This window comes from Burkholderia sp. Ap-955 (genome assembly GCF_011753045.1).
GTDB lineage: Bacteria > Pseudomonadota > Gammaproteobacteria > Burkholderiales > Burkholderiaceae > Burkholderia > Burkholderia lata_D.
Genome location: NZ_VWWH01000002.1, coordinates 116,284 through 142,627 on the forward strand (window position 1 = coordinate 116,284; position 26,344 = coordinate 142,627).

Below are 26,344 nucleotides of genomic sequence, written 5' to 3' on the forward strand. Positions count from 1 at the left end.
CCGGCGAAGCGCGCACCACGCCGAAGCCACTTTCCTCAGGCGGATCGGTTTGGTCTACCGGAACGGACATTCGACCATCACGGCCGGCAAACACGGGTCTGCTCGCCGCTCGAGTATCCAGCCACGCATCACAGAGGGTTAACCTTCATCGACAAGGAATTTTTCGAGCAATACTTTCTACTACACGGTCATTTGATCAAGTCATATGGCAGACTTCACGCCGGATCGGCAGGCAGTAAGCAATCCGCAAAGAAGCGCACCGCGATCCGGTCGCTTTTGACGTCAACATCGAACGACAACTCTCCCTCGGGAGCGAAGGGTAATTACCATGGCAATCATTCAAGTCCAGCAGATCATGCACGAGAACCCGCTGCATGCTCGCGCTCCGCATGAACCCCGCTATGAAGACGGCAGTGCCTTCTGTGACGGGAAATACGTCCCCATCACCGAAGCGACCGTCCCGCTCGTCGACGCGGGATTCCTGCATGCCGACGCGGCCTACGATGTCGTCACCGTCTCCCGCGGCAACTTCTTTCGGCTCGACGATCACCTCGCGCGCATGGAAGAGTCGTCGGCGAAGTTCTTCCTCGAGAATCCGTTCAATCGCGACCAGGTCCGGGAAATTCTCCACAATCTCGTGCGCAACGCCGGCCTGAAGGACGCGTATGTCTGGTGGTGCGTCACCCGCGGCCCGCTGAGCGTCGACCGCCGCGACCGCAGCGCAATGAAGAACGCGATGTTCGCGTTTGCCGTGCCGTTCTTCTTCCAGGCCGACGACGAGGTCCGCACGCGCGGCTCGAACCTGCTGATCAGCAAGCGGTACAACCGCATTTCCGCGAAGGCGGTCGATCCCACGGCGAAGAACTTCCACTGGATGGACATGAAGCTCGCGCTCTTCGAAGCCATGACGCAGGAGAAGGACTGGGCGGTTCTCGTGGACGAACATGACAACCTCACCGAGGCAGCCGGTGCGAACGTCTTCTTCGTCAAGAACGGGGAGCTCTACACCCCCGCGGAAGGCTGCCTGCTGGGCATCACGCGCCAGAGCGTCTTCGATATCGCCGCCGAGCTCGGCATCAAGGTGAACATCGGCAAGTACACCGCGACCCAGCTGCGCGAGGCCGACGAAGCATTCACCTCGTCGTCGGCGGGCGGGATCATGCCCGTCAGCGCAGTGGACGACCAACCGCTTGGCAACCACAAAGGCCCCGGCCCGATCTCCGAGAAGATTCACAACCTCTACTGGGAGAAGCGCTGGGCAGGATGGCACGCTCAGCCGGCTGAATACTTCTCGTCGGTCCCGGCATAAGCCGGAAGTCGCTCAACAGCGGCGCGCGTACGGAGCAGGTCCTGCCTGACAAGCCGCATCCTGCTTCGTCGGGCGCCCAATAGCTGCAGGTATCAGCCATACCGTCCGGCACGCCGTCAGGCAGCCGGACAACACGAACGCCAGCGTGACAGCAATGACCTGGGGTTCGCCGATTCACCAAATCAAAGCAAAACGCACCCTCATTCATTTCGCATAGCTAACAAACGGGCAGGACTATCGGTACCTTCATCCGTTTTCACCTATGCACAACCCTTTGGCGGGCGCACGTCACCTGGTCAAGGTCAAGGAGATAGCCGTGGTCAAGACTCATGCTTTCAAGAAATCTGCTTCGCTCATCCGATCGGCAGCGAAATTGTCCGTCATCGCTTCCGCAGTCGCGATGTCTTTGACCGGTGCGCTTGCGGAAGGTACGGATTCGTCACATACGCCATCGGGCGCCGAAGTCGCCGGCACCGCGAGCGGCATTCCCGCCTGGGCTCCCGTGGGCAACGTCGGGGCGGGCTGGAGTTACGGCAAGCGCCGCGCGGATTTCTTCAAATACAAATCCGACAAGCCGCTGTATACGATCGACGCCAGCAATGTCGACAAGTACGCGGACAAGCTCAACCCGGGCCAGATTGCGCTGCTGAAGAACCTGAAGGGCTTCACGATGCCGGTCTATCCGTCCCGGCGCACGTGCGGCGTCCCCGATTTCGTCGCGGAGAACACGAAGAACAACGCGGGCTTCGCCAAGATGTCGGCTGACGGATCGGAACTCGCCGATGCGCACCTGCCCGGCTACCCGTTCCCTGCGCCCAAGACCGGCGCGGAAGTGATGTGGAACGCGAAGGTGCACTACCGCGGCGCCGGCGTCGAGATGCGCGACATCATCACCGTCGTCTCCCCGCGCAAGGGCGCGTCCGACTGGATCAAGAACGTGTCCGACGCGTGGATCTACCAGCCGTGGGGCGACAAGGCCGGCACGACGTTCGCGAAGGTCAACCAGGTCGAAGGCAACGCCTACTACGCGTACAAGTCCCCGGCGGCGATTGCCGGCCAGGCCGCGATCTTTACGACCTACGCCGGCAAGCCGACGGAAGTCTTCTACTACTTCCCGGGGCAGCGCCGCACCCGTCGCATGCCGTCGTATGCATACGATGCGCCGCAGATCGGCTTCGACAACCAGTACAACATGGATGAAGCGCTGGTCTTCTCCGGACAGACGGACCGGTTCTCGTGGAAGCTGCTCGGCAAGAAGGAAATGGTCGTGACGTACAACGATCTCGGCATGTACGACTTCTCGGAAAAATTTGAAGATGCCTACGGCCCCGACTTCGTGAACCCGGCGAAGCGTCGCTACGAACTCCATCGCGTGTGGGTCGTGGAAGCCACGGTCAAGCAGGGGATGCGCCATACCGCGCCCAAGCGCCTGTTCTACGTCGACGAAGACAGCTGGAGCTACCTCGGCGCGGTGGACTACGACGCGCAGGGCAACATCTCGAAGGTCCGCGAGGGTTACATCATTCCGGTGTACGAAACGGGGAGCTGCGACACGCTCGCATTCGCTCAATACAACCTCGTCGACGGCCGGTACCTCGTGGACGGTTCGATGCTCGCGGCCGGACGGGACGCGAAGTGGTCGGTCGACTCGTCGGCGGACCAACACTACAAGCCGAGCTTCTACAACGCCGATAATCTCCGCGCGTTGAGCGAGCGTTGACAGGGGCCGAAACAAAATGGCTACCACCTCCTCATTACAGCCCCGCTCCAGCGTGGTGTTCGTGCGCGCGGCGATCGCGGCGCTCGTCGCCGTCGGGTGCGGCGGCGCGCAAGCGTTCACGTTCACGATCGGCAACGTCGAAGGCAGTTTCGATTCGACGATATCGGCGGGCGTCGGCATTCGAACGGCGTCGCCGAGCAGCAATCTCGTCTCGCCGACCTACAACGTGGCCACCGGTGCGCAGACCGGTGGCGGCCGGCTCGGTCAGTTGAGCGGCCTCTCCGATCAGGGCGACATCAACTACGGCAAGGGAGATCCGTTCACGAGCTATCTCAAGGGCAACCACGAGCTGGTCCTGAAGATGCCGTCGCAAGGGCTCACGTTCATGGCGCGCGGCACCTGGCAATACGACTACTCCGGTACCCGCACGACAGGCGCAACCAGCGGACAGGACCTGTTCTACAACCCTGCCCCCAGCCTGAGCGGCGGGCTCCCGTCCGATGCCGAGAAGAACATCCGCTTCAAGCCACGCCTGCTCGACCTGTGGGTCAGCAAGCAGTTCAACGTAGGCGACCAAATTGCCCGCGTCCGTGTGGGTAACCAGGTGGTCAGCTGGGGCGAAAGCATCTGGGAAATCGGCGGGGTCAATGCGACGAACGCGATCGACGTGAATCGCGCGTCGCAACCCGGGGCGCAGGTCAAGGAGATCATCCTGCCCGCGCCGATCGTGAGTGTCGCATCCGGCGTCGGGCACGGCGTGAACGTCGAAGGGTACTACCAGAGCAACTGGAACCAGAATTACCTTCCGCCGGTTGGCAGCTATTGGTCGAATCAGATCGTCGGGCCCGGCAACAACACGTACGGCGTCTCGACCATCCATCCGAAGAACGGCGGGCAGTATGGTTTTTCCATTCGCTACCAGCCGGCGGGAACGGACCTGAATCTCGGCTTCTACACGATCGCGTACCACGACAAGTTCCCGCAAGTCTCGCTGAGTTCGACGGGCGGGACGGTCTTCCGATTTCCGGAAGACCGTCACATGATCGGTGTCAGCGCCAACTTCCCCGTGGGCGACTGGGCGATCGGTACCGAACTCTCGTACCGGCCGCGAGATGCCGTTCCCCTGAATCCGGCCAGCGGATGCGTCGCGCAAGGGGGGAACTGCTGGGTCGACGAGAAGCGATTCCAGTGGCACCTGACGACCCTCTACTCGCTGCAGCCCGGCAATTCCGCAGCATTCCTGAAGCTGCTCGGCGCCCAGACCGCCACGCTGACGACCGAGACGGTGATCATTGCTTATCCGGGGCTTCACAAGAGCTACGGCGGGTCGCCGATTTCGCCTGGCGCGCTTCTGTGGGGGAACGAATTCAACGACCTGTTCGCGAGCGGCGCACTCAACTCTCCGGGTAGCGCCCAGGGCACGAAATACTCCGGCGGGATCGACGTCGACTTCAACTGGGTTTACGACGGCACAGTCATTCCCGGGTGGCAGGTCAATCCGGGGATATTCGTCCGATACGGCCTCTTCGGCAATACGCCGAACGTGAATGCCCAGTTCATGCGCGGCGTGACGGCCATGAACCTGTATGTGAACTTCATACAGAACCCGGCGAACTGGCAGGTCGCCTTGAACTACACCCGCTTCATGGGCCCGACCAACCCGCTCGCCAACCCGCTACGTGACCGAGACTTCGTGGCAATCGTCGCATCTCGAAATTTCTGAGGTCAATATGAATCAAACGCCTGTTTCCGACGCAGCCCGACCCAGCAAGCTGCTAAGAATTCTTCATTCGCTGGAAAATACGCTGTTCGGTCACAGGCGTCTCGTGCTGGGGCTTCTGGTTCTTTTCACGGTCGTCATGGCCTGCTTCGCCGTCAAGCTGCGCATGGATGCCGGGTTCGAGAAGCAGCTTCCGCTGGGCCACGAATACACGCAGACGTTCAACGAGTATCGCGGTGACCTGCTCGGCGCCAACCGTCTGATCGTCGTCGTCAAGGCCCGCAAGGGCAGCATCTGGACGCCGGCTGCGTTGAAGCGCCTGTATGAAGTCACCCAGGCGGTCACCTTCCTGCCGAACGTGTCTCGCAGCAGCGTCCAGTCGCTCTGGACTCCGAATTCATTCGTCAACGAGATCACCGAAGACGGATTCCGGGCCGACCCGCTCATTCCCGGCACCGTGACGCCCGATCAGCTCGACGGCAACACGGTCGGCGCCATTTCGCGCTCGACCGCGCAGGGCGGCTTCGTCGGCAGCCTCGTGTCGCGCGACCAGAGCAGCGCAATGGTCACCGCCGATCTCAACGAGCTGGATGCGAAGGGTGAGCGGGTCGACTACGTGGCATTCGACAAGGCGCTCGAATCGCAATTGCGCGCCAAGTTCGAGGATGCGAACTATGAAATCCAGATCATCGGTTTCGCGAAACAGATCGGTGATATTGCAAACGGCGCATCGTCCGTCCTGAAGTTCTGCGCGATCGCCCTGCTCCTGACCGCGTTGGCCGTCTACTGGTACTGCCGCTCCGTTCGCCTGACGATCCTGCCGCTGACCTGCTCGCTCGTCTCGCTCGTCTGGCAGTTCGGCACGCTGCATCTCCTCGGCTACGGGCTCGACCCGTTGGGCGTGCTGGTTCCGTTCCTGGTGTTCGCGATCGGCGTGTCACACGGCGTCCAGCAGATCAATTTCATCGTGCGCGAGATCTCCCACGGGAAGTCGGTGGAGCAAGCCGCCCGATCCAGCTTCAGCGGGCTGCTGATTCCCGGCACGCTCGCGCTGGTGACCGCTTTCGTGTCCTTCGTCACGCTGATCCTGATTCCGATCCCGATGGTGCGCGAGCTCGCGATCACCGCTTCGCTCGGCGTGGCGTACAAGATCGTCACGAACCTGGTGATGCTGCCGCTCGCCGCGTCGTTGCTCAAGGTCGACGGCAATTATGCAAAGAATGCGGAACTGCATGCCGTCCGTCGTGGCCGCGTGCTCCGCGTGCTCGCAAAAGTCGCCATTCCGCGCAATGCGGCGATCGTCCTGCTGGCGGCCGTCGTGGTGTTCGGCGTGGCGGCGTGGGAAAGTCGGGACCGCGTGGTCGGCACGCTGCAGGCCGGCGCGCCCGAGCTGCGTGCCGACGCCCGGTTCAACAAGGATTCGGTGTCGATTGCGTCGAGCTACGACGTCGGCCTGGACTGGATTTCCATCGTCTTCGAAGCGCCGCCCCAGTCTTGCAACAACGTGGAGGTCGGCGCCTACCAGGACCGCTTCGTCTGGTCGATGCGTGCCGTCCCCGGCGTATTGTCGGTCGTTTCGTTTTCCTCGTTGCTGCGGCAATACAACGAGGGATACAACGAAGGCAATCCGAAGATGTCCGCGATCCCCATCGACCCCGACAACTATTCGTCGCTGGCCGGTGAGGTGGCCCGCACGCCCGGCGTCATGCGCAAGGACTGCAGCATGACCGCGGTGAACATCTATCTGGCCGACCACAAGGCGACCACGATCACCCAGGTGATCAACGCCGCGAAGCATTTCCGCGATACGAACAAGCTGCCGGGCGTGAAGATCCGGCTCGCGTCCGGCAATGCCGGCGTGCTAGCCGCGGTCAACGACGAAATCGAGCGCAGCGAATTGCCGATGATGCTTTACGTCTATACGACCATCGTCCTGCTCGTCCTCGTCACGTACCGTGACCTGCGCGCGGTGCTCGCCTGCTGCCTGCCGCTGACGATCGGCACGTTCATCGGGTATTGGTTCATGAAGGAGCTGCAGATCGGCCTGACCGTCGCCACGTTGCCCGTGATGGTGCTGGCGGTGGGCATCGGCGTCGACTATGCGTTCTATATCTACAACCGGCTGCAGCTGCATCTCGCCAACGGCGTCGGCATCGTCAAGGCGCTCGAACAATCGATCCTCGAGATCGGGACGGCCACCATCTTCACGGCGATCACGCTCGCGATCGGCGTCGCCACCTGGTCGTTCTCCGAGCTGAAGTTCCAGGCGGACATGGGCAAGCTGCTGGCGTTCATGTTCATCGTCAACATGGTCATGGCCATGACGGTTCTGCCCGCCTTCGCCGTCTGGCTCGAGCGCATCTTCCCGCGGCGCAAGCCCGCCCGTGCCCCCGGCCTGCTCGCCCATTGAAGAAAAAGAGGATTCCATGACCCTGTATCGCAAGGTTCTCTCCCTGTCGGCCGGCGCCGTCGTCCTTGGCGCGCTGCTGGGCAGCATGCCAGGCGCGGTGTCCGCATCGGAACTCCGGCCCGTTCCGGCCGTCCAGTCCAGCATCGCGACCCAGTCCCCCGTGCTGGATGCCACCTGGGCCGGCCAGCGGGTCGTGAGTGTCGGCGCGAACGGCATCATCCTGCTGTCCGACAACCGCGGCGCGACGTACCGTCAGGCCAAGTCCGTGCCCGTGAGCTCGACGCTGACGTCGGTCAGTTTCATCGACGCCAGGACAGGGTGGGCAGTCGGCCACTGGGGCGCGATCCTGAAGACGATCGACGGCGGCGAGACGTGGGAGGTTCAACGTCTCGCGACGAGCGAGGATCGCCCGCTGTTCGGCGTGCACTTCATCGATGCCGACCACGGCGTGGCCGTCGGACTCTGGTCGCTCATCCTCGTCACCGATGACGGCGGCAAGACCTGGACCAAAAAAGAAGCCGTGCTCCCGAACGGCAAGAAGTCGGACCTGAATCTGTTCGGCCTTTTTTCGAACGGCAATGGCGAGATCTTTGCCACGGCCGAGAAGGGGCAGCTCCTGATTTCCAGGGACAAGGGCAACACGTGGGAAAGCGTGGAGACCGGTTACAAGGGGTCGTTCTGGTGCGGCGTGGCGCTGCCCGACGGTGTGCTGCTGGTCGGCGGGCTGCGCGGCACGCTGATGCGAAGCGAGGACAACGGCCATACCTGGTCACGCGCGACGCTCGACACCAGGAATTCCATTACCGCGCTTGCGTCCCGAGGCTCCACGGTACTGGCGGTAGGGGTCGACGGGCTGCAGGCTCAAAGCACCGATGATGGCAAGACGTTCCAGCGCCTGCGCACCCAGGCCGGGACGACGTACACTGCGGCGCTCCCCTCGACTGGCGACAAGTGGCTGATCTTTTCTCGCGACGGGGTCATCGCGCAGTAACTGTCGGATGTCTGATTCGCGCAGCGGGCCGCGATCGTGAATCGCGGCCCGCTGTGTCGAAACCTGCCTGACCTCGGATGGACGGTGGGGCCAAACGGCAATCAAGTTCTCCCGTCCCCCGGGAACACGGATCACTCGAAGAAGAAGCGGCTTACGGACGAACCGCCGTGTCACGCAGGAAGCCGGGGCCAGGCGGTTACGGTCAATGATCTGCGCGGGCGCCGCACCGGCTCGGAACCGACGATCGGCCCGCGTTGCCCCCATCTCTGCTGCATACACGTCCGCGCCGCATGCACACGCAACGAACAGCGGATTCCGACCGCGAGCGACGCCCTCCCCCGTCAGCCGGATTTTCGAAGTCGATAGCCGATGCCGTGCACGCTTTCCACGATGCCCGACGCCCCTGCGGCCGCCAGCTTTCTCCGTAACCGGCTCATGTGGCTGTCGACGGTGCGCGTGGATGCGCTCACGTCTGCCATGCACGCATTGAGCAATTCGATGCGCGTAAATGCGCGATTCGGCAGCCTGGCCATGTGAGCCAGCAGGCGGAATTCGACGAGTGTCACGGAAACCGGCGTTTCGCCGGAGGACGTTCTCACGCACGCCATATAGCTTTCCGTATCGACTTCGAGCGCGCCCACCCGGAGACGACGTTCGGGCGCGAGCGCACCGGAGCGGCGAAGAACCGTGCGCAATCGCGCGACGATCACGTCCGGGTTGAACGGCCTGACGATGTAGTCGTCGGCGCCGGCGTGCAGTGCGCGCAACTGCGCCCTGTCCAGGTCACATGCCGATATGACGACGATGGGGGTATCGCTTTGTCGTCGAAGCCTGGCGAGCAGGTCCAAGGTATCCGCACGCAGCTCACGGACGTCGAGAATGACCAGATCCGGCTTCAGGTTCAGTTGCGTGCCCAGCACGGTCTGGGAGCGGTTGGTCTGGAATGTTCGAAACCCGTTGCGAGTCAGGCAGGTATCGAGCGTTGACGACATTTCCGGCGCGTCATCCGCGATGAGTATGAGCGAGTTCATGATTGAATATCCGCGTCGTTGCCTTTCGTGCACGCAGACACCTTCCGGACAGTTTCAGGCGCCGCATAGGGGTCCCCGTTCACGGGCATGGCTCGTCGAATTGAAGACGGCGTTCGGCATGACACACGCCGAAGCCGTCGGGATAGCGGCGGGTGAAGAACATTTCCCGCACCCGGACCGGGCCTCACGCCGAGCGAGGTCGATCGGCTGATGGGTTCGTCGGTGGCTGCGGCTCGTCGCCGCGAAGCAGGCACCGGTCTTTCTCCGGTTGTTGACGCACACAGGCCGCCACCCGGCATCTGCACCTCGGGTGGCGGCCTCTCTTTCCTCGTGCTCGCGTTGCTCTTCAAAGAGCAAGGATGTATTCATAATCGGCGGTTGGCTGCGTCAGCAGACCTCACCACTCGAGCGCTCGATGCCCCGGCAGCGTCCAGTCTTGCCACAACCGGCCGGCGAGCCCTTGCCTTCAGGTCGTGGACGTCGCCGCACACATCATGCTCGCGACGTCCCTGTCCGATTGAGGCCCTCGCACCGACGAACGTCGGTACGAGAGAAGGCCACTCAAACCGCGTTTTCCGGTATCGCGGACGGGAATCGGGAGATCCTCCGAATCAGATCCGAGGCTTTCTCACCGATCATGATCGTGGGCGCGTTCGTGTTTGCGCCCACCAGCGTCGGCATGATCGATGCATCAACCACACGCAAGCCTTCCGTTCCCCGTACGCGCAACTGGGAATCCACGACGGCGAGCGCGTCGTTCCCCATGCGACACGTTCCGACCGGGTGGTACACGGTGTCGGTCCGCTCGCGCAGCAACGCACGAATGTCGTCGTCCGATCGCGACCGGGACGCGAACAGGTCCTCCGTCACGAACTGGGCCATCGCCGGCGCCGCCATCAACCGCCGGGTCAGCTTGTAGCCCTCGACCAGGACCTCGAGATCATCCGCATGCTCGAGGAATGCCGGGTCGATCAACGGCGCGTCCAGCGGATCGGCGCTTCGCAGCTTGACCGATCCACGGCTTTTCGGCCTCAGCAGGCACACGTGGCAGGAAAGACCATGGCCGAGATGCACCTTCCTTCCGTGATCGCTGACGGGCCCGACGACGAAGTGCATCTGAACGTCCGGTCGATCCAGATCGGGACGCGTCTTCAGGAACGCGCCGCCCTCGGCGAAGTTGGTGGTCAGGGTGCCGGTCCGCGAGTTCCGGTATTGCCGGATGTCGCCCAGCGTCTTGATCGCGCCGCGTACCGATACGCCGAGCGCATCCAGGCTGTTCGTCTTGTAGCTGACGACGAAGTCCGGGTGATCCTGCAGGTTCTCTCCCACGCCCGGGAGATCGGCGACGACCTGGATCCCGTGACGCTCGAGTTCGTCCTTCGGCCCGACGCCGGACAACATCAGCAACTGAGGCGATTGAAACGCGCCCGCGGAAAGGATCACCTCCTTCTTCGCCCAGACCGTCTCGACATTGCCCCCACGCGTGACTTCGACACCGACGGCCCTCTTGCCGTCGAACACGATGCGCCTGACCTGCGCGCCCGTCTCCACCGTCAGGTTGCCGCGCGTCTTCATGTGCGGAAAAAGATAGGCACGTGCCGCACTCCAGCGCTCGCCATTCTTCTGCGTCACCTGGTAAATGCCGACGCCTTCCTGCTCCGCACCGTTGAAATCGTCCGTGACGGGCAGGCCGCACTCGCGTGCGGCGTCCAGCCAACGCGCCTGGAACGGATTGTCCGTCCGCAGGTCGCTGACCCACAGCGGGCCGTCGCGCCCGTGCCATTCATTGCCAAGCCGCTCGTTATGCTCGCTGCGCTTGAAATACGGGAAGACGTCGTTCCAGCCCCAGCCTTCGTTGCCGAGCGCAGCCCAATCGTCGTAGTCGGCATGATGGCCGCGCGTGTACACCATTGCATTGATCGCGGACGATCCACCCAGCGCCTTGCCACGCGGCTGGTAGCCGCGCCGCCCCTGCAGCCCCTTCTGGGGCACCGTCTCGAACGCCCAGTTGTTCAGCCGGGACGGGATCATCAGCACCAGGGCGGCCGGCACGTTGACGGGCCAACCATCGCCCGTGCCGCCAGCTTCGAAGAGGCACAGCGTCACATCGGGATCTTCGGTCAAACGCGAAGCCAGCACGCTGCCTGCCGAGCCGCCGCCTACAACAAGATAATCGAATGAGTTCTTCACGGGTCTGTGTCCTCGATAGATGCTTGAGCGCTTCGCAAGCAACTACCTGATGCATCGATTCCGTCACTCACGCCGCGGCCTCAGCGAGCCGTCGCGCGATCGGCTTCATACCGTCATGCATCAGCACTGCGTGGCCGCATCGGCAGCGTTGGAGGTCATCCATCGATCCGCGTGCGGCCACGAAATGGCGAAAAGCGAAAATCAAGTCGCTTCCGCCAACGTATCAACGGTGCTGCGCGCCGCCGAGTATCTTTCGAAAACTCGCGATGCCCTTCTCGATCCACGCCTGGGCGCCTGGGGAAATCGCCCCCATGTCGAAGAACCCGTGAATCATGCCGTCGCACCGGATCGTGTCGACCTTGACGCCGCTCGCGTGGAGCAAGCGGCCGTAGGCCTCGCCCTCGTCGCGCAGCGGATCGAATTCGGCGGTCAGGATGACGGCAGGCGGCAACCCGGCAAGGTCCTTCGCTCGGATCGGCGCCAGTCGCGGATCCTCCCTGTCGGTACCGTCGGGCACGTAATGTCGCTCGAACCAGGCGATCGTCTCGAGGTCGAGAAAGTAGCCTTCGCCGTTTTCCTTGAAGGAAGGAAAGCCGGCGCGATCCTGCGCGACCGCGGGGTAGATCAGGAACTGGGCGGACAGCGCAATGCCGTCGGCGTGCAGTTGCTGGGTCACGACCGCGGCAAGATTGCCGCCGGCGCTGTCTCCGGCCACCGCCACGACGTCGCTTCCGCCCAGCTCACCCGCGTTCGCGATCACCCATTGGGTCGCGGCAATCGCGTCGTCCGCCGCGGCCGGATACGGATGTTCGGGTGCCAGCCGGTAGTCCACCGAGACGACGACCGCGTTCGCGCCGCGCGCCAGCTCGCGGCAAATGTTGTCGTGCGTATCCAGGTCGCCGATGACGAACCCGCCGCCATGGAGATAGACGACCGTCGGCAGATGACGCTCCTGCGTCGGACGATACAGCCGCGCCCGCAGCGATCCGGCCGCGCCGGGAATGGTCAGGTCTTCCACGCCGTGAACGTCGACAACGGCCTCCGGTGCGCGAACGGCGCGAGCCAGATGCTGCATCAATCCGCGCGCCTCTTCCGGGGCTGACTGCGGCAGCGGTTTCGCGCCGGACCCGGCTAAGGATTCGAGAAAGCCAGCGAGGTGCAAATCGAGTGCCATAACATCACCTTTATTCGAACGTTGCTCGGAGATCAGCGGTACACGAGGACTTCGGCATCCGGGCTCAATTCCGGAATGGTCTGGCGCTCCTCCTCGTACTCGAAGTGGTGCTGCCACGGCATGCGATCGCCACGCAAGTGCATCTGGTGTTGCGAGCGCATCACGTAACCGGCGTTGAAGTTGTTCGGGTCCGTCCAGGGCAGCCGCTGCATGTCGGCGTCTTCGGCGCGCAGGCGCGGCTCCACCGTCTTCGCCCCCACCTTGTCCATATGCGCGAGAACGCGGCAGGTGAATTCGCAGACGAGATCAGCGCGCAGCGTCCAGCTCGACCGGTAGTAGCCGTAGATGAACGCCATGTTCGGGATACCCTCGATCATCATTCCCCGATACGAGACCCGCTTGGTCATGTCGACCGGATCTCCGTCGATGTGGAAGGCGATCTGGCCGAAAGCGCTCATGTCGAAGCCGGTCGCCGTCACGACGATGTCCGCCTGCAGGTGCTCGCCCGACGCCAACACAATGCCGCTTTCGTCGAACGACTCGATGGTGTCCGTCACGACGGAGGCTTTACCCTCCCGGATGGCCGTGAAGAGGTCGCCCTCCGGCACCGCCGCCACGCGCTGCTGCCACGGGCGATAGCTGGGGTTGAAGTGCTTGTCGACGTCGAACCCTTCCGGCAGCTGTTGGCGGGTCTCGTTGATCAGCCAGTCGCGAACGGCGTCCGGGTTCGCTGAGGACAGGTTGATCAGGTCGAACGTCTGCTTCAGGTGCGCACGCCGCAGAATCTCGGAGCGCCACTCCTCGGGCAGGTTCAGTTCGCGAAGCGTCGTGTCCAGCTGGTGGGTCCAGGGAACCGCCGTGAAGAACGTCGGCGACCGTTGCAGCATCGTCACATGCGCCGCGGTGCCGGCCATCGCCGGAATCAGCGTCGCGGCGGTCGCGCCCGAACCGATCACGACCACCCGCTTGCCGGCATAGTCGAGGTCCTTCGGCCAGTGCTGCGGATGAACGACCGTTCCCTTGAAGCGATCGAACCCGTTCCACTTCGGCGTAAAGCCCTTGCGATGGTCGTAGTACCCCGCCCCCAGCCACAGGAAGTCGGTGGTGATCGAGAAGTGTTCGCCCGTATCGTTGCGCGACACCTCGACCGTCCAGCGCTTCTGTTCGCTCGACCAGCTCACCGTTTGAACACGATGCCCGTAGTGGATCTTCGAGCCGAGGTCATATTCCTTGATGACATCGCCCAGATAGCTGTGGATCTCCTCCGCCGTGGCGATCGAGCGGCCCTGCCACGGGCGGAATCCGAACGCATACGTGTACAGGTCGCTGTCGGAACGCGCGCCGGGGTAGCGATGGGTCCACCATGTCCCGCCGAATCCATCCATGGCTTCCAGGATGGCGAACGAGCGGTCCGGCAAGTTCATGCGAAGATGACAAGCGGCATCGATCCCCGAGATCCCCGCCCCGATGATTAGTACCTCTACGTGCTCAGGCAAAACCGAATCTGCTTGATTCTTAGTCATGAGATCCCTCCGATGACCAGTTATTGAAAATATCCGTAACGCCGCACGACTAGATCAATAGACTTGGTCATGTGACTACGAAGGAAAAAGACGCTCGCACGTGCATGCCAGCGACAACGCTTCAAACCAGCACGAGACAACCACCGGTGCACCCGGCCGGACATGCACGCATCATTGATGTGCACGCCCCGGTTTAACTGGTCACCCCGAACATGATCAATTGACCAAGTTGTACGGTTCCCAGTCTATGCAGTCGAGGGACAATTTGAATCAGGAGTTTCCATTACTCGATCGGTCGCGACGGTTGCATGCAGCGGCCCGCGCGACGATCGATGCGTCAAACCTCGAAGCCGTCCGTTTCGGCAAGCCGCCGGACAAAGGAAGCGGCGCGATCCAGCAGACAGGTCGCTGCCGGGATCGTCCGGGCGGCGGTGACGATGCCGTGATGATGCCCGGGCAGATGGTGATGCTCGACCGTGCTCCCGGCGCGGGCCGCGCATGACGCGTAGGCAATGCCTTCGTCGCACAGCGGATCCAGCCCCACCGTGGCAATGAACATCGGCGGCTGCCGCCGGCCTTCCGCATGCAGCAGCGGGGACAGGCGTGGAAGATCGAATGGCGTGCCGGCCGGCACGTAGTGTTCCCGGAACCAGAGCATCGACTCGGCGACCAGCGGAAATCCGCCTTGAATGCGCTGGTATGACGGCAGCGAAGCCGTCAGGTCCGTCACGGGATAAAACAGGATCTGCCCGATGATCGCGGGTCCCACCGCCGACGCCGCATTGGCGATGAGGGTCGCCATATTGCCGCCGGCGCTGTCGCCCGCCAGGATCACCCGAGACGCATTGATGGCGAGCGCAGATGCGTTGGCCGCCAGGTAGGCCAATGCCCGCTCGCAATCGTCGAGCGGGACCGGCCACCGGTGCTCCGGCGCCAGCCGGTACTCCACTGACGCGACAGCACACCCGCCGTGCCGTGCGAGATGACGGCAGATGCCGTCATGCGTGTCCACGCTGCCGATCACCCACCCGCCGCCGTGAATGAACACGACCAGCGGGGCGCCGTCGGCTCCGGCCCCGGCGGGCGGACGATAGAGCCGCACCCGAATGCTGCCGTCCGCGACGGGAACATCGATGTCTTCATGGGCGACGGCCGCGTCACCCGTGAGGCCGTTCAATTCGCAGGCCCGCACGAAGTTCACGCGCGACTGGTCGACGGAAAAGCTGCCGTAGTGTCGTCCGCCCAGTTCGCGGAACGCCCGAACGGCGTCCCGAGCATCGTCAGCCACCTCGGTCAGCGGCAACCAGTGCACCGATGTCATGTGCCTCTCCGCTCAGATCGCAGCGAACACGCTTTGATCCCATTGCGTCGCGGCGCGGTATTCTTCCACCGTGCCCGGCCAGTTGTTGATCACCTTGCCTTGCGCGTTCTTGTACCAGCTCGAGCAGCCTGCCGAAAACGCCGAGCCGGCCATCGCCGACTGCAGCTTGTCGTTGTATTCGTCAAACACGGCCCGATCGACGTCGACGGCCTTCACGCCAGCCGAAGCCATGCCGCCGATCGCGTCGATGATGTAGTTCTGCTGGATCTCGAGCATCGACACGATGGAGTTGTGGTTCAGGTTCGTATTCGGCCCATACAACATGAACATGTTCGGAAAACCCGGCACGGTCATGCCCAGATAGGCTTCCGGGCCGTCTGCCCACGCCTGGGCCAACGTGCGGTCCGTTCCACGCACCTGCAGGCTGCCCTGGAAAGCCTGACTCTCGAATCCGGTGCCGAACACGACCACGTCGAACGGAAGCAGGCGGCCGTCCCGGGTCACGATGCCCTCGTCGACGAACGATTCCACCCCCGCCGTCTCCAGCGCGACGTTGTCGCGCATGAGCGCCGGATAGTAGTCGTCCGATCGCAGAATCCGTTTGCACGCGTATTCATAGTCCGGCGTCAGTTGCTCACGCAGTACCGGGTCGGGCACCTGGCGATGAAGGTGGGCCAACGCGAGACTCTTGCCTTCCTGCTGCGCGTTGGAACCCATCCGGGTCCGCTCGAACCCGGACTCGCGGAACGCGTGCAGCGATTTCCGGCTTTCCTCGAAGAGATGGGGCTCGCGCTCGTAGGCATCGAGCTGCTCCGCCGAGAAGACGATCTGGTTGCGCGGCATGATCCAGTTCGCGCTTCGCTGGAATACCGTCAGGTGATCGACCTTCGGCGCGATGAGCGGCACATACTGCACGGCGCTGGCCGCGTTGCCGATGCTTGCCACCCGCTTGCCGCTCAGGTCCACGTCGTGCCGCCACTCGGCGGAGTGGAAATACTCGCCGTTGAAATCCGCCAGGCCGCGAACCGCGGGGATCATCGGACGGTTCAGTTGCCCCCATGCCGGCACGAAGAATCGTGAGGTCATCCGGGAGCCGTCACTCAGCGCGAACCGCCAGAGGCTGGCGCCGGCATCCCATTCTGCACTCCGAATCTCGATGTTGAATCGCAGGTGTTCCGTCAGGTCGAACCGCGTGGCAAGCGATTTCAGATAGTGCAGCAGCTCGTTCCGGCCGGCATACATCGCGCTCACGCGCAGATGCGGATGGAAGCTGTAGCAGTACAGGTGCGATTCGGTATCGCATGCCGCGCCGGGATACGAATTGTCCAGCCAGACGCCGCCGAGATCGGGACGCTTCTCCAGCACGACAAAGTCGTCGATGCCCGCGATTTTCATGCGAGCGGCCATGCCGAGGCCTCCGAAGCCTGCACCCAGGATAACGATCTCGTGGTGCTCAATCCTTTCTACATTGTTCACGGTGCACTCTCTCTATTTACGTTACGGCGACTGCGGATTTGCCGGCGTCGGTTCAATAGGCCTGTTCGTACAGGCGCAATGCGTCCGACTCCGTGACGACGACCGGATTGTTCAACAGCAAGCGCTGCTGCTTCATCGCGTCGGCCGCGAGGGTCGGCAGGCTCGATTGCGTGACACCCACGTCGCGCAGACGTCGCGGCGCGCCGGAGCGGTCCATCAGGTCTTCGAGGAATGCGATGAACGCCGCCGTACGCGCCGTGGCGTCACCCTTTCCACCCGCGCCGACGACGTCCGCCAGTTCCGAATAGTGCGAAGCCGCCGCTTCGGCGTTGAAACGCAGCACGGGCGCCAGCATCAACGCGTTGGACAAGCCGTGCGGGATATGGAAATGGCCCCCCAACGGATACGCCAGTGCATGGACCGCGGCCACCGGGGCATTGGCGAAGGCTTGCCCCGCCAGCGTGGCGCCCAGCAGCATCGCCTCGCGTGCGCGCCGGTCTTCGCCGTTTTCGCAAGCCGGGATCAGGTTGCTCACCAGCAGTCGCAGCGCCTCACGCGCGAGCGCGTCGGAGATGGCATTCTTCTTGTGCTTGCTCGTATAGGCCTCGATGGCGTGAACCATCGCGTCGATGCCCGTCGCAGCGGTATGGCTGCGCGGCAGACCGACCGTCAGCTCGGCGTCCAGGATCACTTTGTCGGCATACAACTGACGTGCGACGATGCCCATCTTGGTTGTTTCGTCAACCGAAACGATGGAGATGTTGGTGACTTCCGACCCGGTACCCGCCGTCGTAGGGATCTGCACCAACGGCAGGCGCGCCCCCTGAACGTTGCCGATTCCGTACATTTCCGCGAGCGATTGCCGCGAGACGGTGAGCACGGCGGCCAGTTTTGCGATGTCCATCGACGAGCCGCCGCCCAGGCCAATGACGACGTCCGCCTCGGCACTGCGTGCAAACTCGACGCAGCGCAAGACCACCTTCTCCGGCGGGTCGGCCACGACCTCGTCAAAAACCGCCACGCGGAATCCCTCGGCGGCCAACGACGCTTTCGCCGGCTCCAGCACACCGGCCTTGTGCAGCCCTGCATCGGTCACGATCAGGACACGGCGGCGCTCCGTCCATGCCGCCATCACCTGACCCAGGCGGCGCGCACAACCCCATTCCTGGAGAATGGACGGAACAGTTTCGAAGAGCATCGATTGCGGGGACATTTCCATTGACGTTTCCTTGATGCGGACGTTGGCCGTTAGACCTGGGTGCACATGTACTTGATTTCCAGGTATTCCTCGATGCCGTAACGGGAACCCTCACGGCCCAGGCCCGATTGCTTGACGCCGCCGAACGGCGCGACCTCGTTGGAAATCACGCCGGTATTCAGGCCGACCATGCCGTACTCGAGCGCCTCACCCACACGCCAGATGCGGCCGTGGTCGCGTGTATAGAGATAGGCCGCGAGCCCGTACTCGGTGTCGTTGGCCATCGCGATCGCTTCTGCTTCATCCTCGAAGCGGAACACCGGGCCGACGGGCCCGAAGAGCTCCTCGCGCGCGAGACGCATGGCCGGCGTCGCATCGGCAATGACGGTCGGCTCGAAAAACGTGCCCCCAAGCGGATGGCCTTTCCCGCCCGTGACGATTCGTGCGCCCTTGCTCACGGCATCGTCGATCAGCTGATTCAGGTGGTCGCAGGCGGACTGCTGGATCAGCGGCCCCTGCTGCACCCCCGGTTCGACACCGTTTCCTACCTTGAGCGCCTGGACTCGCCGGGTGAGCGCGTCGACGAAGCGGTCATGAATGCCTGCCTGGACGAGAAAGCGATTGGCGCACACACAGGTCTGGCCGCTATTCCGGTACTTCGACGCCATCGCACCTTCAATCGCGGCGTCGAGATCCGCGTCGTCGAACACGATGAAAGGCGCGTTGCCGCCGAGCTCGAGAGAGAGTCGCTTGATCGTCCCGGACGATTGGCTCATGAGCACGCGGCCGACTTCGGTCGAACCGGTGAACGAAAGCTTGCGCACGACCGGGCTGGCCGTGAGCACCGCGCCGATCTCGCGCGACGGGCCGCACACCACTTGCAGGACACCCGCCGGAATGCCCGCCCGCTCGGCCAGGACGGCGAGCGCAAGCGCCGTGAGCGGCGTCAGGTCCGCGGGGCGCACGATGATGGAGCAGCCGGCAGCCAGTGCCGGCGCGGCCTTGCGCGTGATCATCGCGGCAGGAAAATTCCACGGCGTGATCGCGGCACACACGCCGATCGGCTGACGAATGACGAGGATGCGCTTGTCGCCTTGCGGGTGCGGAATGACGTCGCCGTAGACACGCTTCGCTTCTTCGGCGAACCACTCCACGAAAGAAGCCGCATACATGATTTCGCCGCGAGCCTCCGCCAGCGGCTTGCCCTGCTCCGACGTCATGATCAGTGCGAGATCGTCGGCGTTCGCCACGATCAGGTCGTACCAGGCGCGCAGTATCTTCGCGCGCTCGTGGCTGGTGCGTTTCTGCCAGCCTTGTTGCGCAAGCGCCGACGAGGCAATGGCCTGCTCGACCTCCGCGGCGCCGAGGCTGGCCACGCGGGCCAGGATGTCACCCGTGGCCGGATTCGTTACGGGAAACGAACGGCCATCCGTGCCCTCCGCCCATCCCGACGCAAGCCACGCACGCGTCTCCAGCAACGCGCCGTCTCGCAGTTGGGCGCGTAGCGCCGAGGGATCGATCGCTTGGTTCATCCTGCTGTGCATTTCGTTCACTAGCACCGTCTCCAGAAATTCTTGTTTTTTCCACCTGGGCGCTTTCAGCCGACAGGCAAGAACCGCTCAGGCATCCATACGCGAACGCCTGCTCCATCGCCCAGGATTTCGCCTGACTTCCGGGAGTGGGGGTGGCCAATGGCTCCGCCACGCGGAAGTCTTCGCAAAATGTTGCCCACGCGGAGGAAGTCCACGATCGAGCGGTGACTTCCAATTGGGGATGAAACAGGCATGTAGATCACTTGACATGGTCATTTGACCATAAACCATTTTCCGCGGCAACTCAGTAGTTCCACGGGCTGTCGGCGACGCTTCGGGAGATGGCGACGCAAGGTTGAGACAGTCAGACAAGTCGATCGCCCGGGACCTGTGTTGCCAAGGCGAACCCGGCGGATATGCTCGGCAGCGTACTGCGCGAAGGCGCCGCCGATCACCTTGCGAAAGCACGCGACTCGCGCGCAGCGGGCACAGCGGGGACGGCTTCGCTGCCGGCGTCGGATACAAAATCGCCCGCAGCGGACGAGGCCACGGCCTGTGCGCAGTGCCACAAGCCGATGGCCGCCGACGACCTGTTCTGCGGCGAATGCGGTGCACGCCGTCACGCTTGACGCAGCGTGATCGCGCATCGAAGCGCGGCCCGCGGTCAGGTATCGCCGCGGGTCGCGGGTTTCGGGCAAACGACAGGCACGTATCGACGGCCGGTTTCCTGAACGCGGTTGATCGGTTCGCGCAACACGTCGCGCCTGCCGGCGTGATGACGAAGGCGCGACGCTGCGCGAACATCCCGGGCTCGCGTACCCGGTCAACCGGCCCGCGCAAGCGGCGTGAACGCCCGCCGCATGTCGTTTGCGCAACAGCGAGCCGGCAGCGTGACCCGACGCTCGCCTTCGCGACCGTGACAGCGACAGCGGACGCCGGCAGCGAACAACCCTGCCTACACCCTCCCCGCCAGATGAAACCGTGACGCCGGATGCCACAGCTGCACCGACGTCGCGACCTGCCCGCCGACCCACGTGCGCCGCCGCAGCAGCAGACACGGTTCGCCGATTTCCATCACGAGGTGCCGGCGCACCTGCGCATCGGGCTTCTGCGCGTAGATGCGGAACTCCGCACGCTGGATCGGCGCGAGCCGCACCATGTAGTGGTTCGGGGTCTCGACCGTGAAATCCTGCTCGAGATAGGCGGGAAACAGCGCCGGATTGACGTAGCGATCCTCGAACTGGATCGGCTCGCCCTCCTCGCAATGCACGATGCGCGAATGAAACACCGGCCCCGCGCGAAGCCCGAGCGCTTCGATCGCTTCGGGATCGTCGCTGCTTTCGATCATCAGCACGCGCGCGCTGTGCCGATGGCCGCGCTCGGCGATCTCGTCCGCGATGTTGCGGATCTCGAGCACCGTCGATTCGTAATGACGGCGCTCGACAAAGGTGCCCGCCCCCTGGATGCGGGTCAGCACACGCTCGGCGGTCAGCTCGCGCAGCGCACGCGACACGGTCATCCGCGCCACGCCGAACTCCTTGACCAGTTCGGCTTCGGTCGGAATCGCGCCACCGGGCTTCCAGTCTCCGTTCGCGATCCGCTCGACCACGTAGCGCTTGATCTGCTGGTAGGCCGGCAGCGCGCGCGCCGGCACGTCGTCGCCCGGTACGGCCCCCGGCCGGGCCGCCGTATATCGTTCCGCTTCGTTCATGCGCCCTCGATCGAATGAAGATGGGATGACCTGCCGACCGTCGTACCGCCGCTGCGTCACCCCAGCGACGGCGGCACGCCCGCGACGATGGCGGCCGCGCTCGCGATGTCGTCCGCGAGCGGCCGGTCGTCGTAATACGCCGGCACGCGGTCGCGCACGTAACGCCACAGCGCGTCGGTCGGCGCCGCCCGTGACGCTTCGTTTTCCTGCAAATCGTACGCCTGCGCGGCGGCCAGCAACTCGATCGCGAGCACGCGCGTGGTGTTCTCGATGATGTCGAGCGCCTTCAGCGCGGCCGGCGTCGCATGGCACAGGTGGTCTTCCTGCAGGCCCGACGTGATGCCGCCGTCGAGGCTCGCAGGCGCGGCGAGCCGCTGGTTCTGCGCAACCAGCGCGACCGCGGTGTACTGCGCGATCATGAACCCGGAACACGTGCCGCCCGGCGCCGCGAGAAACGCCGGCAGCCCGCTCACGAGCGGATTGACGAGCCGGTCGAGCCGCCGCTCGGCAATCGCCGCGACCTGCGCCATCGCGGCCGCGAGGCTGTCCATCGCGAGCGCGATGCCCGCGCCGACCGCATGCGCCTGCGAATGGACGGTCGGCGCGTCGCGCGTGCCCGCGACGATCGGATTGTCGGTCACGGACGCGAGCTCGCGGTCGACGACCTCCGCCGTGACCGCCAGCACGTCGCGCGCCGCGCCGTGCACGTGCGGAATCGTGCGCAGGCTGAGCGGGTCCTGCGTATGTCGCCCGTTCGCCGCGGCGAGCATCGCGCTGTCGGCGAGCATCGCGCGCAGGCGCGCACCGACGTGTCCGATGCCGGGCGAAATGCGCAGCGCCAGCGATGCCGGATCGAACGCGGCGAGCTGGCCGCCGAGATTCTCGAAGCTCGTCGCCGCGATCCAGTCGGCCCAGTCGAGCAGCCGCTCCGCGCGGGCGAGCGCGAGCGCGGCGAGCCCCGTCACGCACGGCGTGCCGTTGACCAGGCTCAGCCCCTCCTTGGCGCCGAGCGCCAGCGGCTCGCGGCCGATGCGGCGCAGCGCTTCGTCGCCACGTATGCGTTCGCCGCCGTGCCGTGCGTGGCCGTGCCCGATACAGACGAGCGCGACGTGCGCCATGTGGGTCAGGTAGCCGACCGACCCGTGCGCCGGCACTTCCGGCAGGCAATCGTGCTCGAGCAGTGCGACCAGCTGGTCGACGATGTCGGCCCGCACACCGGAATGCCCGTGGGCGTAATTGTTGATCGCGGCCGCGATGATCGCGCGCGTTTCCGCCGCACCGAGCGGCGCGCCGACGCCAACCGCGTGGCTCATCAGGATGTTGCGCGACAGCGTACCCTGCTGCGCGGGCGACACGATCACGTCGCATAGCGCACCGACGCCCGTGTTGACGCCATACGCGCGAATGCCGCGCGCGACGATTGCGTCGACGAGTTCGCGCGCCGCGACGACTCGCCCGCGCGCATCGTCGGTCAACGCGAGCGGCGCGCCGGCCGCCACCGCCGCGATCTGCCGCCAGTCGAGCGGCCGGGCCGAACGGAATACGGTCATGGCGGCCTCAGTTCGCGGCACGGTCATGATGGCTCGACACGAACTGGCGGAAGCGTTCGGAGCACTGGCCGCCGAACAGTTCGCCAGGCGTTCCGTCCGCATCGACCTCGCCCTGATGCAGGAACATCACGCGATTCGACACATGCCGCGCGAAGCCCATTTCGTGCGTGACGACCAGCATAGTGCGCCCTTCCTCCGCGAGCGAGCGCATCACGCGCAGCACCTCGCCGACCAGCTCCGGATCGAGCGCCGACGTCGGTTCGTCGAACAGCATCACCTTCGGATGCATCGCGAGCGCCCGTGCGATCGCGACCCGCTGCTGCTGGCCGCCCGACAGATGGGCCGGATAGTAGCCGCGCTTGTCCGCGAGGCCGACGCGCGCGAGCAGCGCCTCGGCCTCCTCGACCGCCTCCGCGCGACTGCGCTTCTGCACGCGCAGCGGCCCTTCGACGAGATTGTCGAGCACGGTCATGTGCGACCACAGGTTGAAGTTCTGGAACACCATCCCGAGCTGCGAGCGGATGCGATCAACCTGGCGCCGGTCACCCGGATGCAGCTTGCCGTCGCGCGCGCGTTTCATCTTCAGTTCCTCGCCGGCGAGCGCGACCGAGCCGTCGTCGGGCGTTTCGAGCAGGTTCAGGCAGCGCAGGAAAGTACTCTTGCCCGATCCGCTCGCACCGAGGATCGAGATGACGTCGCCTTCGTGCGCATCGAGCGAAATGCCCTTCAGCACGTGGTGATCGCCGAACGACTTGTGGATATTCCTGACCGACAGGGCGACGGGAGCAGCGGTGTTCATCGATTTCTCCTGGAAGGAAGGACGCGGTCAGGATGCGACACGCCGCGCATTGCGTGCGTCGGCCGCGGGTGCGCCGGACGGCTTCGGCGCGCGCAGGTGGCCCGACAGCCGCCATTCGAGCGCGCCGAGCAGGCGTACGACGATGAAGTTCAGGCCCAGGTAGATGAGGGCCGCACACACGAACACCTCGGTCGTCCGGTAGGTTTGCTGAATGATCTGCTGCGCGACGCCCGTCACCTCCCACACGGTCACGAGGCTGGCGAGCGCGGTCGACTTCACCAGCAGCACGGCTTCGGTCGAATACGCAGGCAGGCACTGGCGCAGCGCGATCGGGCCGATCACCCGGCGCAGCAGCGCGAAGCCCGACAGGCCGATCGAATAGCCTGCCTCGATCTGCCCGACCGGCACGGCCATCAGCCCGCCGCGCAGGATCTCGGCCGTGTAGCCGGCCGTACACAGCGCGAGCGACAGCACCGCGCATACGTACGGCTCGCGCAGCAGCGGCCACATGAAGCTCTCGCGGATCACGCCGAACTGGCCGAGCCCGTAGTACACGAGAAACATCTGGATCAGCAGCGGCGAGCCGCGAAATACCAGGATGTATGCACGCGCGAAGCGGTTCGGCAGCCAGCGCGGCGATACGCGCATCGTGACGATCACGAGCGACAGCAGGCCGCCGAGCACGAGCGACGCGAAGAACAGGCCGAGCGTGGTCGGTACCGCCGCGAGCAGCTGGCGCAGCGTGTCGAACAGGAAGTCGAAATCGAGTGACATGGGCGCTCCGTCAGTTGCGTGCGAAGTTGCGGCGGAACGACCGGCCGACGATCGCTTCCGCCCGGTTGAACACGCGGTTCGACAGCCCCGTCATGACCAGGTAGAGCGCGCCGCCCGCGACGAAGAACACGAAATACTGGTGGGTCGAATTCGCCGCGATCTGGCTCGTGCGCAGCAGCTCGGCGAGCCCGGTGACCGAGATCAGCGCCGAATCCTTCAGGCTCAGCTGCCACACGTTGCCGATGCCGGGCAACGCGAAGCGCAGGACCTGCGGAATCAGGATGCGGCGCAGCACCATGCTGCGCGGCATGCCGATCGAGCGCGCCGCTTCGAGCTCGCCCTTCGACACCGCGAGCACGGCCGCGCGATACACCTCGGCCTGGTACGCGCCGGAAATCATCCCCACCGCGAGCGCGCCGATCACGAACGGCGGCACGCCGATGAAGCCTTCCGCACCGAACCACTGGCCCACGGCCGTGACGAGCGTCGAGCCGCCGAAATAGAACAGGTAGATGACGAGCAGTTCGGGCACGCCGCGAAACACCGTCGTATACAGGTCGCCGAGCAGGCGGGCGCTGCGAAAGCGCGACAGCTTCGCGGCCGCGACGCCCGCGCCGATCACGGCACCGACCGCGAGCGCGGCAAGCGTCAGCGCAACCGTCATCAGCGCGGCGAGCAGCAGCACGCCGCCCCAGCCTTCGGTTCCGAAGCCCAGCATTTCAAGGATCGCCATGCGTGCCTCCCGGCAAGCGTTGATAGGATCGGCAGGATGCGCGCCGCCGCGCGTCGCTCATGCCGCTTGCGCGGCGGCGGCCGGACCTGCGCTTACGGGGTGACGTCGGTCTTGAACCACTTGTCGGCGAGCTTCTTCACGGTGCCGTCCGCGAGCGCGGCGCCGATCGCCGTATCGAACTTCGTCTTCAGGTCGGCATCCTGCTTGCGGAACGCGAGCCCTTCGCCCGGCCCCCAGATCGGCCCGCCGAGCTTCGGGCCCGCGAGCACGATCGATGCGTTATCCTTCTTCGCGTTGTTCGCCGCGTAGTACGTGACGTCGTCGAACGAGGCGTCGATGCGGCCGGCGACGAGGTCGAGATCGCGCTCGGGCGAGGTCTTGTACACGCGGATCGACGCGATGTCCTTGAAGCTGTCGTTGATGAACTTCGTGTAGACGGTGCCCGACTGGATGCCGATCGTCTTGCCCTTCAGCTGCTTGCGCAGCGCGTCGACAGTCGATTTGTCGGCATTCGCGTCGCCCGACAGCTTGACGATCGGCGCGCCCGGCGCCGCCTTCGGCAGGATCTTCGTATCGGTGACGGCGAACGTCGCGGGCGTCGCGGCATACGGACGCGAGAACAGCAGGATCTTCTCCCGCTCCGGCGTAATCGAGATCGCATCCATCAGGACATCGAACTTGCCGGCCTGAAGCCCCGGAATCATTCCGTCCCAGTCCTGCGCGACCATGTTGCACTGCACCTTGATACGCTCGCACACGTTGGCGAGCAGTTCGGGCTCGAAGCCGCCGAGCTTGCCGCCCGGCAGCGTGAGGTTCCACGGCGCGTAGCCGCCTTCGAGCGCCACCGTCACCGTCTTCCATTCCTTCGCCTGCACCGGCGCGGAAAGCGTGGCCGCTGCCGCTGCGATGATGCCGATCGTCCTGACTGCCCACTTGATGCGCTTGCCGTTCACGAGTTTTCTCCTTGCGTTGAAGATCGTCATCCCTTCGGTCATGCAAGCGGCCTCAGGAATTTGTCTATACAAGCATGCAAGAAGAAAAAACGAGCGACAAGCGTTGATCAAAAAAAACCGGGCAAACGCGGGAAATCCCCTAATTCCGGGGCTCTGACGTGCCTCGCGGTGGTGATCTGCGGCACGAACATGGTGCATTTCATCTGATCTTTCGATCAGGATGACTAGA

At 64.4% G+C, this 26,344-nt stretch carries 19 protein-coding genes; 5 read left to right on the forward strand and 14 right to left on the reverse strand.

Annotated features, from left to right (window positions below):
* The first annotated feature begins 328 nt into the window (after window positions 1-328).
* The 5 genes from F3J15_RS01605 (at window position 329) to F3J15_RS01625 (ending at window position 8,150) form a co-directional block, all read left to right on the forward strand.
* Entirely contained in the window at window positions 329-1,309 is a 981-nt protein-coding gene (locus F3J15_RS01605) for an aminotransferase class IV (protein ID WP_166886919.1), read from the forward strand.
* Between the two features lie 400 nt (window positions 1,310-1,709).
* Entirely contained in the window at window positions 1,710-3,029 is a 1,320-nt protein-coding gene (locus F3J15_RS01610) for a DUF1329 domain-containing protein (RefSeq protein ID WP_166886922.1), read from the forward strand.
* 16 nt (window positions 3,030-3,045) lie between these two features.
* Entirely contained in the window at window positions 3,046-4,752 is a 1,707-nt protein-coding gene (locus F3J15_RS01615; protein WP_166886925.1) for a DUF1302 family protein, read from the forward strand.
* A gap of 7 nt (window positions 4,753-4,759) precedes the next feature.
* Entirely contained in the window at window positions 4,760-7,159 is a 2,400-nt protein-coding gene (locus F3J15_RS01620) for an MMPL family transporter (protein ID WP_166886928.1), read from the forward strand.
* A 16-nt stretch (window positions 7,160-7,175) separates the two neighbouring features.
* On the forward strand, window positions 7,176-8,150 hold the full coding sequence (locus F3J15_RS01625) for a YCF48-related protein (RefSeq protein ID WP_205190638.1): 975 nt from the start codon (window positions 7,176-7,178) through the stop codon (window positions 8,148-8,150).
* 341 nt (window positions 8,151-8,491) lie between these two features.
* Here F3J15_RS01625 and F3J15_RS01630 read toward each other — a convergent pair whose 3' ends face one another.
* From F3J15_RS01630 to F3J15_RS01695, 14 genes are all read right to left on the reverse strand, one after another.
* Window positions 8,492-9,181, reverse strand: a complete 690-nt coding sequence (locus F3J15_RS01630) for a response regulator transcription factor (RefSeq protein WP_166886931.1) — start codon at window positions 9,179-9,181, stop codon at window positions 8,492-8,494.
* Between the two features lie 561 nt (window positions 9,182-9,742).
* Window positions 9,743-11,371 (reverse strand): choline dehydrogenase, encoded by a 1,629-nt coding sequence (locus F3J15_RS01635; RefSeq protein WP_089449245.1) that lies wholly within the window; start codon window positions 11,369-11,371, stop codon window positions 9,743-9,745.
* Window positions 11,372-11,594: 223 nt separating this feature from the next.
* A complete protein-coding gene (locus F3J15_RS01640; RefSeq protein WP_166886934.1) occupies window positions 11,595-12,545 on the reverse strand; it encodes an alpha/beta hydrolase in 951 nt (316 codons plus the stop codon).
* A 32-nt stretch (window positions 12,546-12,577) separates the two neighbouring features.
* Window positions 12,578-14,068 carry an NAD(P)/FAD-dependent oxidoreductase gene (locus F3J15_RS01645; protein ID WP_083265999.1) on the reverse strand — a complete coding sequence of 497 codons (1,491 nt, stop codon included), beginning with the start codon at window positions 14,066-14,068 and terminating at the stop codon, window positions 12,578-12,580.
* A gap of 337 nt (window positions 14,069-14,405) precedes the next feature.
* On the reverse strand, window positions 14,406-15,389 hold the full coding sequence (locus F3J15_RS01650; protein ID WP_166886937.1) for an alpha/beta hydrolase: 984 nt from the start codon (window positions 15,387-15,389) through the stop codon (window positions 14,406-14,408).
* Between the two features lie 12 nt (window positions 15,390-15,401).
* Window positions 15,402-16,865 (reverse strand): NAD(P)/FAD-dependent oxidoreductase, encoded by a 1,464-nt coding sequence (locus tag F3J15_RS01655; RefSeq protein ID WP_069250109.1) that lies wholly within the window; start codon window positions 16,863-16,865, stop codon window positions 15,402-15,404.
* A gap of 52 nt (window positions 16,866-16,917) precedes the next feature.
* The gene (locus F3J15_RS01660; RefSeq protein ID WP_205190649.1) at window positions 16,918-18,078 is read right to left on the reverse strand and encodes an iron-containing alcohol dehydrogenase; all 1,161 of its coding nucleotides are present in this window, start codon (window positions 18,076-18,078) and stop codon (window positions 16,918-16,920) included.
* A gap of 35 nt (window positions 18,079-18,113) precedes the next feature.
* On the reverse strand, window positions 18,114-19,595 hold the full coding sequence (locus F3J15_RS01665) for an NAD-dependent succinate-semialdehyde dehydrogenase (RefSeq protein WP_166886943.1): 1,482 nt from the start codon (window positions 19,593-19,595) through the stop codon (window positions 18,114-18,116).
* 955 nt (window positions 19,596-20,550) lie between these two features.
* Window positions 20,551-21,306 (reverse strand): histidine utilization repressor, encoded by a 756-nt coding sequence (gene hutC / locus F3J15_RS01670; protein WP_089449236.1) that lies wholly within the window; start codon window positions 21,304-21,306, stop codon window positions 20,551-20,553.
* Window positions 21,307-21,362: 56 nt separating this feature from the next.
* Window positions 21,363-22,856, reverse strand: a complete 1,494-nt coding sequence (hutH, locus tag F3J15_RS01675; RefSeq protein WP_166886946.1) for a histidine ammonia-lyase — start codon at window positions 22,854-22,856, stop codon at window positions 21,363-21,365.
* Window positions 22,857-22,863: 7 nt separating this feature from the next.
* The gene (locus F3J15_RS01680; protein ID WP_039353363.1) at window positions 22,864-23,655 is read right to left on the reverse strand and encodes an ATP-binding cassette domain-containing protein; all 792 of its coding nucleotides are present in this window, start codon (window positions 23,653-23,655) and stop codon (window positions 22,864-22,866) included.
* Window positions 23,656-23,682: 27 nt separating this feature from the next.
* A complete protein-coding gene (locus F3J15_RS01685; protein ID WP_039353366.1) occupies window positions 23,683-24,429 on the reverse strand; it encodes an ABC transporter permease subunit in 747 nt (248 codons plus the stop codon).
* Window positions 24,430-24,439: 10 nt separating this feature from the next.
* Window positions 24,440-25,162, reverse strand: coding sequence for an ABC transporter permease subunit (locus F3J15_RS01690; RefSeq protein ID WP_166886949.1), 723 nt, complete (start codon window positions 25,160-25,162; stop codon window positions 24,440-24,442).
* A 92-nt stretch (window positions 25,163-25,254) separates the two neighbouring features.
* Window positions 25,255-26,115 (reverse strand): transporter substrate-binding domain-containing protein, encoded by an 861-nt coding sequence (locus F3J15_RS01695; protein WP_069250334.1) that lies wholly within the window; start codon window positions 26,113-26,115, stop codon window positions 25,255-25,257.
* Window positions 26,116-26,344: the final 229 nt, after the last annotated feature.

What these genes read in the sequence shown, in the direction of transcription:
- F3J15_RS01605 (WP_166886919.1), top strand. Translation starts at nt 329, where the DNA reads ATGGCAATCATTCAAGTCCAGCAGATCATGCACGAGAACCCGCTGCAT.
- F3J15_RS01610 (WP_166886922.1), top strand. Translation starts at nt 1,710, where the DNA reads ATGTCTTTGACCGGTGCGCTTGCGGAAGGTACGGATTCGTCACATACG.
- F3J15_RS01615 (WP_166886925.1), top strand. Translation starts at nt 3,046, where the DNA reads ATGGCTACCACCTCCTCATTACAGCCCCGCTCCAGCGTGGTGTTCGTG.
- F3J15_RS01620 (WP_166886928.1), top strand. Translation starts at nt 4,760, where the DNA reads ATGAATCAAACGCCTGTTTCCGACGCAGCCCGACCCAGCAAGCTGCTA.
- F3J15_RS01625 (WP_205190638.1), top strand. Translation starts at nt 7,176, where the DNA reads ATGACCCTGTATCGCAAGGTTCTCTCCCTGTCGGCCGGCGCCGTCGTC.
- F3J15_RS01630 (WP_166886931.1), bottom strand. Translation starts at nt 9,181, where the DNA reads ATGAACTCGCTCATACTCATCGCGGATGACGCGCCGGAAATGTCGTCA.
- F3J15_RS01640 (WP_166886934.1), bottom strand. Translation starts at nt 12,545, where the DNA reads ATGGCACTCGATTTGCACCTCGCTGGCTTTCTCGAATCCTTAGCCGGG.
- F3J15_RS01645 (WP_083265999.1), bottom strand. Translation starts at nt 14,068, where the DNA reads ATGACTAAGAATCAAGCAGATTCGGTTTTGCCTGAGCACGTAGAGGTA.
- F3J15_RS01650 (WP_166886937.1), bottom strand. Translation starts at nt 15,389, where the DNA reads ATGACATCGGTGCACTGGTTGCCGCTGACCGAGGTGGCTGACGATGCT.
- F3J15_RS01660 (WP_205190649.1), bottom strand. Translation starts at nt 18,078, where the DNA reads ATGTCCCCGCAATCGATGCTCTTCGAAACTGTTCCGTCCATTCTCCAG.
- F3J15_RS01665 (WP_166886943.1), bottom strand. Translation starts at nt 19,595, where the DNA reads ATGAACCAAGCGATCGATCCCTCGGCGCTACGCGCCCAACTGCGAGAC.
- hutC (WP_089449236.1), bottom strand. Translation starts at nt 21,306, where the DNA reads ATGAACGAAGCGGAACGATATACGGCGGCCCGGCCGGGGGCCGTACCG.
- hutH (WP_166886946.1), bottom strand. Translation starts at nt 22,856, where the DNA reads ATGACCGTATTCCGTTCGGCCCGGCCGCTCGACTGGCGGCAGATCGCG.
- F3J15_RS01680 (WP_039353363.1), bottom strand. Translation starts at nt 23,655, where the DNA reads ATGAACACCGCTGCTCCCGTCGCCCTGTCGGTCAGGAATATCCACAAG.
- F3J15_RS01685 (WP_039353366.1), bottom strand. Translation starts at nt 24,429, where the DNA reads ATGTCACTCGATTTCGACTTCCTGTTCGACACGCTGCGCCAGCTGCTC.
- F3J15_RS01690 (WP_166886949.1), bottom strand. Translation starts at nt 25,162, where the DNA reads ATGGCGATCCTTGAAATGCTGGGCTTCGGAACCGAAGGCTGGGGCGGC.